Annotated in this window: 9 protein-coding genes; all 9 read left to right on the forward strand. The window is 58.3% G+C overall.

Annotated features, from left to right (window positions below):
- Positions 1-12 precede the first annotated feature (12 nt).
- The gene (locus GOV79_RS20270; protein ID WP_170791463.1) at positions 13-1,134 is read left to right on the forward strand and encodes a cytochrome-c peroxidase; all 1,122 of its coding nucleotides are present in this window, start codon (positions 13-15) and stop codon (positions 1,132-1,134) included.
- Positions 1,134-1,865, forward strand: a complete 732-nt coding sequence (locus GOV79_RS20275; protein ID WP_170775083.1) for an MbnP family protein — start codon at positions 1,134-1,136, stop codon at positions 1,863-1,865. Before GOV79_RS20270 ends, GOV79_RS20275 begins: the two co-directional genes overlap by 1 nt.
- 111 nt (positions 1,866-1,976) lie before the next feature.
- Positions 1,977-2,417, forward strand: coding sequence for a hypothetical protein (locus GOV79_RS20280; protein ID WP_170791465.1), 441 nt, complete (start codon positions 1,977-1,979; stop codon positions 2,415-2,417).
- Between the two features lie 90 nt (positions 2,418-2,507).
- A complete protein-coding gene (gene xrtT, locus GOV79_RS20285; RefSeq protein WP_170791467.1) occupies positions 2,508-3,929 on the forward strand; it encodes an exosortase T in 1,422 nt (473 codons plus the stop codon).
- A 20-nt stretch (positions 3,930-3,949) separates the two neighbouring features.
- Positions 3,950-5,986, forward strand: coding sequence for a VIT and vWA domain-containing protein (locus GOV79_RS20290; protein ID WP_170791469.1), 2,037 nt, complete (start codon positions 3,950-3,952; stop codon positions 5,984-5,986).
- A gap of 11 nt (positions 5,987-5,997) precedes the next feature.
- Entirely contained in the window at positions 5,998-6,732 is a 735-nt protein-coding gene (locus GOV79_RS20295) for a response regulator transcription factor (RefSeq protein WP_237218072.1), read from the forward strand.
- 29 nt (positions 6,733-6,761) lie between these two features.
- On the forward strand, positions 6,762-8,282 hold the full coding sequence (locus GOV79_RS20300) for a histidine kinase dimerization/phospho-acceptor domain-containing protein (RefSeq protein WP_170791471.1): 1,521 nt from the start codon (positions 6,762-6,764) through the stop codon (positions 8,280-8,282).
- A gap of 538 nt (positions 8,283-8,820) precedes the next feature.
- The gene (locus GOV79_RS20305) at positions 8,821-11,451 is read left to right on the forward strand and encodes a cadherin-like domain-containing protein (RefSeq protein WP_170791473.1); all 2,631 of its coding nucleotides are present in this window, start codon (positions 8,821-8,823) and stop codon (positions 11,449-11,451) included.
- 284 nt (positions 11,452-11,735) lie between these two features.
- On the forward strand, positions 11,736-11,942 hold the full coding sequence (locus GOV79_RS20310; RefSeq protein ID WP_170775073.1) for a hypothetical protein: 207 nt from the start codon (positions 11,736-11,738) through the stop codon (positions 11,940-11,942).
- Positions 11,943-11,997: the final 55 nt, after the last annotated feature.

Genomic DNA, 11,997 nt, shown 5'->3' on the forward strand with positions numbered 1-11,997 from the left:
ATCGGGTGGCCCATGCCTCGGGTGATCGTTCTGCTGGCCGCCGTTGCGATTCTGGTCGCGGCGGGGTGGCTGATCCGGGACTTCACCCGCGATCCGTTGGCGACACCCATCGCCGACTTCTCGGCGCCGTTTGTGTTCGGGCGGTTTGCCGTGCCGCCTGATAACCCGCTGACTCAGGAAGGTTTCGCCTTGGGGCGGCACCTGTTCTATGACCCTATTCTATCCGCGAACAACGAAGTGTCCTGCGCCACTTGCCACATTCAGGCGATGGCTTTCACCGACGGGCGTGCCCGATCTCCAGCCTTGTCGGGCGGTGAGCTGGAGTTCAGCGCCATGAGCCTGGTCAATCTGCTTTGGGGGCAGGAGAGGTTCTTTTGGGATGGCCGTGCTACCTCGCTTGAAGAGCAGGCGCTGATGCCGATCCAGCACCCCGAAGAGATGGGGCAGGATATCGACGTGCTGGTTGCAGAGCTGTCCAGCTCGTCTAGCTATCGTCGCATGTTTCGCCGCGCCTATGGCGAAGTCAGCGCCGACAACATCGCCCGGGCGTTAGCCAGTTTCATGCGGATGCTGATCTCGGACAATTCCAAATACGACAAATACCTGCGCGGTGAAGTGCGGCTGAGCGCGCAAGAAGAACATGGGCGCAAATTGTTCATGGCCCATCCCGACACCAAAGTGTCCCTGCGCGGCGGGAATTGCATTGATTGCCACAGTCAGTTCCTGACCTCGGGGTTTCGGGACGCGCTGGACGGGTTCTCGAACAATGGGCTCGACCCAGAGGACACGCTGGCACCTGGTTTGATGGCGGTCACGGGAAACCCTGCTCACAAAGGGTTCTTCAAAGTTCCAACCCTGCGCAATATTGCCGTGACCGCTCCTTATATGCATGACGGCCGGTTCGAGACGCTGCGAGATGTCATGAATCACTATAATGACGGCATTGTCGTCAGCGACACGCTCAGCCCGTTGATCCTTGAAGCCGATAACGCCCCTGACACCCCGTCGGATACGGTGGGCCTGCGCATGAAACCCGAGGAAATCGACGCAATCATCGCTTTTCTACATACGCTGACCGACGAAGTTTTTCTGACCGACCCTGCCTTTTCCAATCCGTTTGAAGGAGGCTCATGATGTCCCGCCTGCAAGCAATGTCCGGTTTTGGTCTGTTGGTGTTGCTTGCCATCGGATGGATTGTGTTCGTCCCTGGCCCCAAACGCACGACCGATGTCACCGTCACGCTGCGGGCGACCATGGACGGGGCCCCGCTGACCTTCGACCAGTTCATGTATGACAACCCCGCTGGACCCGGCGCGTTTCGGGTACGAGATTTTCGGTTTTACCTCAGTAATCTGGTTTTGACCTCGGGCGATGAAGAGTTCGTGGAGCCCGACAGCTATTACCTTGCCCGGTTCGACAATGCGGACAGATCTTATGTGATCACTCTGTCCGATGTGCCACTGCGCCGGATCGAGGGACTGCGCTTTTTGATCGGCGTGGACCCGGACGCCAACGGGTCGATCCTTGCGCGGGGCGATCTGGACCCCAACAGCCAGATGGCGTGGAACTGGGAAGTTGGGTATAAATTCGTTCTCTTCGAGGGTGCATTGGATGTGGATGGAGCCATTTCTCCGCTGGTTTATCATGTTGGGTTTTCCGAGAACGCCCGCGAGGTCTCGGTGCTGGTTCCGGCAGACATGACGCGGGCAGGGGAGACGCAGATAAATCTTGATGTCGATCTGGCCAAACTGTTCGACAACGCGGCGCTGATTGATATGCAAGCCCTGCCGACGGTGAAATTCGACCGCACCGATGCGCGAATGCTGGCAGACAACTACGCGGACATGATCTCGGCATCCTATTAGCGGTTTCGCAGGGTTCGCGGCATAAAGCCAAATTTCCGCCCTTATTAGGTCAGATGATCCGCAAAATCAGGGCGCACAAAGATCTTCATGAAGGTTCAGGGGGTCTTTGCTGTGAAGCGCATCATTGGACATGTCGACAGTCAGAAAAGGCGACTCTACGCGATTGCGTTTCTGGCGTTTGCTGCCGGATATGTCCTGTACTCCCATATCGAGGTGACACGTTTCGGGATGCCCCTGCCGGTGTTCACCGGGCTGCTATATATGTCGATGATCGTGTTCGCGACGGCTGTGTCCACGTATTTTCTGCCCAAACTAGCCCGCGTGACAGATGCTGTCGCAGTAACGCGTCTGGGTTTCGCCGTTTGGGTCGCCGGCACGCAAAGTTACGAGGTTGCGGCCTCACCTTTGATCGGCGCGACCATTGTGATCGGAGGTGCAATGGTTTTGTTGCAACTGCGTAGCTGGGCCACCTTGGCGGTTCAATCCATGCGGGCAGCTACAGCGGTCGATCAACCAGTTCCTGTTTGGGTTGGCGCCCAGCGTCGGGCATAGTCATGACCCAAGGCGGCACCCCCGCCTGATCTGCACAAATCCTGCACAACATCCGCCGCTGGTTTGCACATCAAGGTGTGACAAGGCGGTATGGAACATAACCGATCTTACCTACTGTGGGCCGGGTTGGCCCTTGCATCCGCCGTATTGGCGATCGAGCCCGTCCTGTGGCTGATCCAAAGCTGGCGCGATCCGTCTTACCAATCCTATGGCGCGCTGTACGGCCTGCTGCTGGCCGGTCTGGTGCTTCTGTCTCTGACAAGTTCTCGCCCGCAGGGGCCGGACCGGCGCGGGCGGGTCTTTGCCGTCTTCCTGGGTGCGGCCTGCGTTCGCTTGGGGGGGCAGGTGCTGGCCGTCAATATCCTCAGCGCATTGGCTCTGGCGTTGGATGTCTTTGCGTTGGCCGTTTTCCTGCGACTGGATCAGCGACGCATTGCGCTGTCGCCCATGTGGTTGGCGGCGCTGTTTCTGTTCTGCCTGCCGCTTGGACCGATCCTTGAGCGGGTGGCAGGGTTTCCGTTGCAGGTGATGTCCGCCCACGTGGCGTGCGCAATGCTGTCGCCCTTTTTCCCGGACCTGCTATGCGAAGGAGTTCGGCTGCGTGTGGGTGGCGTGGATGTTCTGGTCGATCTGCCCTGCTCGGGCGCGGTGGGGCTGTTGCAGCTTGTCAGCCTTTGGGCCTGCCTGAATGCGCTCTACCGTCCGGCACTTTTGCCTGCGCTGGGCGGAGGTCTGTTGATCGCAGCGGCAACGGTGCTGGGCAATGGCCTGCGCATCACCCTGCTGGCGGCGGGACTGGCGCAAGGGATCGACACGATGGCTCCTACGTTGCACAGCCTTATCGGGCTGGGGACACTGGCGCTGGTCGCCTTGACCATTGTGCTGCTGTACCGTCCGAAACCGGCCCGGCTCAGCCCCGCGCGGATCACGACGTTTTCCCTGCCGCGCGTCCTGCATTTCCCAGCGGTTGTATCGGCGTTGGGTCTGTCTCTGGCAATCATCAGCGCGCCGCGTGCGCCCGTCGATCAATCGGCACCCGTGCCCCCGACCGAGCTGCCCGGTCAATTGCTTGGGCATCCCGCGCAAGAGGTCGCACTCTCTGACGTTGAACGCGCCTATTTCGCCACCTATGGCGGCACGGCGCGCAAGGTGCAGTTCGGCCCGATGGGGGTGAATGTAGTGCGGACCACATCCCCACTTCGCCACCTACATTCGCCGGCCACCTGCCTGCTTGGTATGGGCTACCAAGTGCGGTTTCTAGGCACCCGGTTCGATCCTCTGCCCAGCTCGGTTTACGAAGCAACGGGCCCAGACGGGCAGGTCTGGACCGTCGCAGTCAGCTTTGTCTCGGGCGATGGTCAGCGCACGGCAGGTGTGGGCGAAGCCGTCTGGAGTTGGCTGAACGGCTCATCCCGCGAATGGCGCTCGATCCAGCGCATTACCCCGAAATCCATGTCAGATCCGGACCGCGCCGCCTATGAGGCTGCGGTTCTGGCCGCCCTTGATTTGTAACCCTTGCTCAGGAGATCCAAATGCGTGCCCTTTTCCCAGTGATGATCCTACTTTTCTGGCCGATGATCGCGACGGCCAAACCCGACCCCGCCGACGTGGCCGGGCGCGTTGTCGTTCACGCAGGCGACCGGGTGTTTGATCTGCCCCTGCTGGACAGCGCCCTGCATGTCACCGTTCAGGGCGATATGGCGACAGTTGAACTGCGGCAGACGTTCCAGAACCCAGCGATGGTTCCGGTCGAGGCCGAATACCTGTTCCCCCTTAATCAAAAAGCCGCCGTTTACGGGATGGAGATGCGCGTAGGCGATGAGTTGGTACGCGCCGTGATCCGTGAAAAAGCACAGGCCGAGGCAGAGTTCGATCAGGCCGCGTCCGAGGGCAAGGCGGCTGCGCTGTTGACCCAGCACCGCCCCAACATGTTCACGCAGAGGATTGCCAACCTGATGCCGGGGCGTCCGGTCGAGGTAACGTTGCGCTACGTCCAGATGGTGCCCAAGATCGACGGCCAGCATGAGATGGTGATCCCTCTGATCGTCGGCCCGCGCTATCAAAGCCCGCTAGACACTCCTCGGCCTGAGCTGGCCAGTGCCGAGGGCATTCCGCTGGAAAACGCCACGTGGTCTGTCAGCCCGGTCCCCGCCTATCCTCCGGTCGCGGGGCTGGACCTGCCCGATACTGTGACGTCCGAGCGGGTCTCGCTGGATGTCTCTCTGACTGCTGGGGTTGAGCTATCGGGGTTTCACAGCCCGACCCATCCGCTGCTGATCGATCAGGAGCAAGACAGCCTGACTGCCCGGTTTGCCGAAGGCAAAGTCATGGACAACCGCGATCTGGTGCTGCGCTATACGCTGGGTGGGGCGGAGTTGCAGGCGGCAAGCCTGTCCCATCATGACGAGCGCGGTGGCTTCCTGTCGGTGCTGATCGAACCCCCGGCGGTCCCGGACGAGGCCACAGCCACCCCGCGTGAATTGGTCTTTGTGCTGGACACCTCCGGCTCGATGGGCGGGGAGCCGATGAAGGCCAGCAAACGGTTTATGGATGGGGCTTTGCGGGGGCTAAGGGAGGGGGATCATTTCCGCATCATCCCATTTTCCAACACGGCGCGGCATTTTTCGAACACATCGACCCCGGCAACCCCGTCGAATATCCGCAAGGGACGCGATTTTGTGCACGGCCTGTCTACGGGGGGCGGGACCGAAATCGACACTGCGGTTCGCGCTGCCTTTGCGACCGACACGCCCGAGGGCGCGATCCGCATCGTGGTCTTTCTGTCCGACGGCTATATCGGCAATGAGGCGCGGGTTCTTAAAACCATTCGCGGCCAAATCGGTCAGGCCCGTATCTATGCTTTCGGGGTGGGCAACGCCGTGAACCGCTATCTTCTGGATGCCATGGCGGAAGAGGGGCGCGGCTATTCCCGCTATGTCGCGCTGGACGAAGACGCGCTTGAGGTGGCAGAGACTCTGGCTGCAAACCTCAAATCCCCTCTGCTGACTGACTTGCAGATCGACTGGGGCGGATTGGATGTACAGGATGTTACGCCGGCACGTCTGCCGGATCTGTTTGCGGGCAATGGCCTGCGTGTGATGGCGCGCTACGACGGTGCTTTTGAGGGCGAAATCACTTTGAAAGGACTTGTGCAGGGCCGCCCCGCGCAGATGCCGGTCAAGCTGTCACTGACCGAAACCGAGGGCGATGCCGCGCTGCCGCTGATCTGGGCCCGCGACCGGATCGGCGTGCTGGAACGACAGATCGCGGTCGGGGACCGCGCCGGGCAGGCGGATGCCGAGATCACGCGTCTTGGGCTGGCCTATTCGCTGCAAACTCGAAATACCTCATTCGTGGCCGTGTCGCAGCAAATCGTCAATGACAGCGGGCAAGAGGCTGTCGAAGCTGATGTGCCCCTGCCGGTGGTGTCCGGTGTGACGGCCGCGGCCTATCCGTCGCAGGGCTTTGCCGGGTCATCCTCGCCCGAGCCACAGGCGATTCTGGGTCTGATCATGGTCGCAGCTATGACCGCATTGGGTCTGCGTCCTCGGCGGGCGCGACGGGTATGAGGTCGCTGATCATGCAGGTTGATATGGACATCGCCCGGATCGCTTGTCAGAACCTTCCTATGGAAGCGCATATCCTGATTGTTGATGATGATCCCAAGATCCGCGATGTGATCCGCATCGCCCTGAAAGGGGCGGGTATGCGCACAACCGAAGCCGCGAACGGGCAGGCTGCGCTGACCCATGTCGGACGTGAATCGATCGATCTGGTGCTGCTGGATATCGGAATGCCTCAGATGGATGGGTTTGAATGCTGCAAGGCCATTCGGGCGCGATCGGATCTGCCGATCCTGTTTCTGACCGCACAAGATGACGAAATCGACCGGGTTCTGGGATTTCAACTGGGCGCCGATGATTTTGTCGCCAAACCCTTTAGCCCGCGCGAACTGGTGCTGCGGATCAAGGCAATCCTGTCCCGTGGTCGCCGCTCGGCCTCGCGCCCTTTGCGCACCGGCGGGCTGGAGCTGGACATGGCCGGTCACACCTGCCGCATCGAGACCACGCCGGTCGATCTGACGGCGACCGAATTTCAGTTGCTGTATTCTCTGGCAGAGCGTCCCGATCAGGTGCATGACCGAAATGCGCTGGCCCAAAAACTGTATGGGACGAGCACGCAATTATCCGGGCGCACGATTGATAGCCACGTGCGTAACATTCGGGCCAAAGCGTCTCAGGTCGGGTGCGCCGATATCATCCAGACGGTCCACGGCGTCGGTATCAAGCTGGGCGCATGTACGTGCGACGGATAGGCGCGATCCGCCGAAAATGGCGCCCGTCGATGGCGTTTGTCGTTGCGCTGGTCTGTGTAGCTTTGGTCTCAATACCGCTGGCGGCCATGATGACGGTGCAGCTAACCTCGAACCAGTTTGTGCGGGAAACCGAACAGGTGCTGCTGAAACAGGCTGCAGTCTACGCCGAGATTTATCGCACCCGCTTTCAGGCCATGGACGGACCCGAGATCGGCCCCGAACTTGCGCCCGAAATGCAAGAGTTTTGGGCCGCCGAGGTCCGCCCCATCCGGGCCCAGATCAACGTGCGCCGCGACCGGGTTCTGCCCCCTCTGCCGGACGGACCAGCGGTCGGGGGACTGTCCGATCCGCGCCATGAAACGGTTTTGCCGAGTATGGCCGATCTGGCCCGGTCAGCAGGCAAGAGCACTCTGGCCGGGGTGATTTTTCTGGATCATGTGGGGCAGGGCAATGGCGAAGCCGGGTTGCGCACATTCGCCGATTTGCCCGAAGTGCAGCAAGCATTGACTGGTCGCGTCGGGACGACATTGCGGGCGCGCGCAGATGAGTTTGATCGCCATCCGCTGACCTCGATCAGCCGCGACACGGGGTTTCGGGTGTTCGTGGCCTATCCCGTTCTGGCCCGGAACCGCGTGATCGGGGTTGTGCTGCTGTCCCGCACGCCGCTGAACCTTAGCAAGTTTCTGTATCGCGAGCGCGACGCTTTGATCATCATGGCACTGTTTACGCTAAGTGGCGCGGCAGTAATCGGGTGGCTCTTACACCGGCTGATGTCTCGTCCGGTTCGGGGCCTGCGGGATGAGGCGCGCCGAGTGGCCGCGGGGGATACCCCTGTCTCGGACCCGCTTACACATTACGGGATGCGGGAGCTGGCCGATCTTGGCGAAAGCATGTTGTCGATGGCCGATACGTTGCAGGCGCGATCGCGCGAGATTGCGATCTATACCGATCACGTGACGCATGAACTGAAATCCCCAGTCACCTCGATCGCTGGAGCCGCCGAGCTTTTGTCCGAACCTGCCCTGTCGCCGGAAGATCGCGCAGGGCTGCTGGACAATATCCAGACCGAAGCTGCGCGCATGAACACTCTGTTGGGCCAGTTGCGTGAGCTGAGTAAATTGCGGCAAGCCCCGAAATCGGGTCCGGGCCTGTTGCCTGACATGCTGCCCGCTGTAGACGGGCTGGAAGTTCGCATTGCCGAGGGGCAGGATGCGCTGCTGCCATTATCGCAAGAGCACGGGAGGGTTGTTTTGCTGCACATGGCTCAGAATGCGAAGTCTCACGGCGCTACCGAGGTGGTCTTGTCTTATTCTGATAGTGTCCTGCGGGTTCTGGATAACGGTGAAGGGATTTCACAACACGACGCGGACAGGCTAACCGAGCCCTTCTTCACAACGCGTCGCGAAGAAGGCGGCACTGGAATGGGTCTTGCGATCATTGCCGCGATCCTCGAAGGCTATCGGGCCACGCTGAAGGTTGAGCCTTCAGATATGGGGGCTGAATTCCGAATTGAATTCGCGAAAAATAGGCACGGCATACAGCAATACTGACTAGACATTTCACGACGTGTGAAAGGCATAAAGTAATGCGTAATGTTTCGAATCAATTTGAGGCTATCGATTCGAGAAATTCGGCAAAAATTGGGCAAAATTGTGACAAAAATTAGGCTATAGCTTCGGCAGTCCTAAACCAGGGATAGATTGAGAAGCACCGCGAAATTGCAGATGGTCGGATACAGGGAATTTGGGGTAAGCGCCTAATTTGGCTTGGTATTCGGATTGGGCCTATTCGAACCCTGAATGGTTTGTAACGTATAGAGCAAGCGTTATTTGCAAGGCCTGTCAACTCGACCTGCGCTTGCAATCATTTGAATTGAAATGGATTTTTTGATACTCTCGGGGCGAGGCTGGGTAATTAGACCTAAAGAGCCAACAGGGTGCCGTTTACTGGAGTTTATTGACATCGCGTCAGATGTTGAACGGCACAGTCACAAAATTTGCGCGTCACGAGTTTGGCGAATTGCGCGCTGTACGGCTTGGCAGCTTGTGCGGCCAAGACCGCTTTTGTTTTTATTTTGGGGGCAAAATAATGGCTATTCCTAATGCAATGGACGACATCGGTTTATTCTCTGTCAACGAAGACGATGTTCTAAAGGTTAATCCAAGCAACAGTGTTCTGGACAATGATACGGATACCGATGGGGATGGCCTGGCGGCCAGTATCACCGGCAATCCTCAGAACCCGCTGTTCGACTTTAAGACGAATGGAACCTTCACCTATGACGCCCGCTATCATGGCGTTTTGTATATAGACACCGATGGCACCGACCCAACGCTCAGTGACGCAGCCGATGGTGACTTCACGCTGACCAACGGGTTCGATTCGTTGGGGGCAGGGGCCATCGTCTACGACACCTTCACCTACGAGGCCAACGACGGCCAGGACGGGGACGAGGCAACGGTCAGCGTCATGATCGTCGGCGAAAACGATGACCCGGACGCGGTCGATGATGCGGCCGAGTTCGATCAGGACACGACCGACAATGTCAGTATTGATGTCGTGTTCAACGACACGGATGTGGATATCTGGCCGACAGCCGACAAAGATAACCTTGAGGTCATCGGAATTGCAGACATCGCGGATGAAGCCGGCCCGGCAGGTGGCTCGGACAATTCACTGGGCGACGGGTTGATGATCACGACCGATACCGGTGGCACAGTTCAACTGGATGCGGGCACTGGCGAGTTGGTCTACACCGCTGCTGAAGGCTTCTTTGGCATCGATACGTTCGAATACACAGTCAGCGATGGCAATGGCGGTGAAGATACGGGCGTTGTCCGCGTCACTGTTTTGCCCGGCAATGAGGCGCCCGACGCTGTGGACGACACACGGACCATCAGCGAAGACGCGGGTGAAACCAGTATGGCAACTGTGTTGGGCAATGACACAGATGTCGATGACGCGCCGTTGATTGCTGCTGAATTGTCTACAGATATCGGCAGCGCCCTGACGCGCGTGGATGACATGGGCAACCCCATTGCGGGCAACACCGGTATTTTGGTCGATTTCAACGCAGACGGCACCTTCGACTATGACCCCAATGGTGAGTTTGAAAGCCTAGGCGTTGGCGAAACCGCCTATATCGAGTTCGACTACATTGCCTATGACGGAGAGGGCGCCTCGGACTCTGCGACGGTCACGATTGAGGTTCAGGGTCAGAATGACGGCCCGAACGGTTCGAACGGGTCGGCGACGGTCTATGAACGTGGCTTGTCCACTGGAACACAGCCCGAACCGAACACAATACCAGACTCGGGGAGCAATTCAGACATTGTCCAAACGATTGACCTGAACATCAGTGACCCGGACGCAAATGACATGCCGTTTCTGTCCAGCACATCAACCGCGATGAACTATACCCCTGGCGACGAGATCGCGGGGCTCTATGGGACATTGGCGATCAACAATGACGGAACGGTGACGTATACGCTGACTGGCTCTGCCGAACATGACACGGACGGCGTAACCGAACAGGAAATGTTCACCGTCTATGTGCTGGACGGAAATGGAGGCTCCAAGGCGCTGACAGTGACAATTGACGTCAAGGATGACAGCCCCTATCTGGGCAATTCTCCGGTTGCGGATGAAGCCAGTGACAATGACGTCGAAGGCAACACAGTGGGTGCCCCGGTCTCATTCTCGTCCGACACAAACAACACCACGTCGGATACGTTCGACTATTTTGAAGGTGCCGATGAGGCGACGTTGTCGGTGACAGCCGTCCCCGCGCGTTTCATGTTGTACGACAGCGATCCCGATGCGCCGGGCGGCGAGGTTTATGTCGACTCGGTCTATGATCCGATGACACAAACCGTCACGGGGACGATAGACGGCGGAACGCTGGATGATCAGGATCTGTACACTCTGGTACTGAACGACAGTGCTGGTTCGAATACCGGATCCTACCAGTTCACCATGCTTCTTGATCCGCCCTCGGACCTGCTGGACCTCGATTTTGACGCGGTCAGCGCCGGTGCGCCGCAAGATGAGTTTATCTTTACTAACCTCGGCAATCTTACGTTCGACGGTGGTTCCGGGAGTGTTGTTGAAGGTATGACCAATGGGCAGACCTCATACAATCTGGGGGCCTCTTTCAATACCGAAGCAGGCGATGGCGACTATCGCTTGAACCCGAACAGTGGCGGTGGCTTTGGAATGGGCGACGGGAATATCGAGATCAACGAGGTCATCGAGATCACCAACATCAACTCGGCAACAACCACAGGGTTCGAGCTGGACGTGACCGGCAATGGCGGTGGCGTACAGGGCAATGATCCACTGGATCTGGTTTGGGAGGCTTGGGATACCAGCGTCGTTCCACCCGTCTTGATCGACAGCGGGCGGATTGACCTGACCCAGATGACCACAACCGACAAGACGGTCGAAGATGTCGCGATTCTGCCCAGTGGCACCTATGACACGCTCTACCTCGCGTTTGATGGCGTCGACAACAACGACAAGCTACGGATCAACAACTTCCAGACGCTGACAACAATCGAAGTCGATGACTTTGATTTGGACTTTACCTTGGCGGCAGGGGAAGACGCCTTGGATGGCGTCGACCCGACCGGTGACGGTGACGTGGCAGACGGAAGCCCGGCAAGCTTCACGATATACGTGGATGGCACCGACGAAGACTCCGTATTCTCAATTGTTTAAGGCAAAATCCAATGAGGCGGTCAGTATGCACTGGCCGCCTCAGCTTGACGATCTAAAAAATCCCCGCTGACAGTTTTATTGAATCGTGCATGCGGGAATTTGAGGGTAATTTGCGGTGTTTGAGGTGCTGATCGTCGCGCCAAGCGGAACAATTCAAGCCGTTTTCAAAAAATTATCCGCAGATTTGGATCAAAAAACAGCCGAAAACGGGGGAAGTTCACGGATTAACATTGGGTTAATTTGGCCCCCGGTAAATTGCAGGTGTAGTTGTTAAAGAGTTGAGCATGGTTAAGCTGAACAAATATCTGACAGAGCTGTTTCCGGTCGAATGGAAGTCTTCTATTCCGGGGTTGAAAACGACCGGAGACGGCTCTTCTAAGTCCATCCGGAAAGGGCTGGAACTGGCTGTTCCTGCATCTGTTTTCTTTCTGTTGCTGGCCTACTGCCTGCACAAAGCCAGTGTCGAAAACTACGTTTCCGTTCTGATGTGATGCATCCAGTCCGCTTTGGGCTGGTAGCCAAGCCTAAGTGATTTGTCACGGACGG

It is taken from the genome of Ruegeria lacuscaerulensis, assembly GCF_013034745.1.
GTDB lineage: Bacteria > Pseudomonadota > Alphaproteobacteria > Rhodobacterales > Rhodobacteraceae > Ruegeria > Ruegeria lacuscaerulensis_B.

What these genes read in the sequence shown, in the direction of transcription:
- GOV79_RS20270 (WP_170791463.1), top strand. Translation starts at nt 13, where the DNA reads ATGCCTCGGGTGATCGTTCTGCTGGCCGCCGTTGCGATTCTGGTCGCG.
- GOV79_RS20275 (WP_170775083.1), top strand. Translation starts at nt 1,134, where the DNA reads ATGTCCCGCCTGCAAGCAATGTCCGGTTTTGGTCTGTTGGTGTTGCTT.
- xrtT (WP_170791467.1), top strand. Translation starts at nt 2,508, where the DNA reads ATGGAACATAACCGATCTTACCTACTGTGGGCCGGGTTGGCCCTTGCA.
- GOV79_RS20290 (WP_170791469.1), top strand. Translation starts at nt 3,950, where the DNA reads ATGCGTGCCCTTTTCCCAGTGATGATCCTACTTTTCTGGCCGATGATC.
- GOV79_RS20295 (WP_237218072.1), top strand. Translation starts at nt 5,998, where the DNA reads ATGCAGGTTGATATGGACATCGCCCGGATCGCTTGTCAGAACCTTCCT.
- GOV79_RS20300 (WP_170791471.1), top strand. Translation starts at nt 6,762, where the DNA reads ATGGCGTTTGTCGTTGCGCTGGTCTGTGTAGCTTTGGTCTCAATACCG.
- GOV79_RS20305 (WP_170791473.1), top strand. Translation starts at nt 8,821, where the DNA reads ATGGCTATTCCTAATGCAATGGACGACATCGGTTTATTCTCTGTCAAC.
- GOV79_RS20310 (WP_170775073.1), top strand. Translation starts at nt 11,736, where the DNA reads ATGGTTAAGCTGAACAAATATCTGACAGAGCTGTTTCCGGTCGAATGG.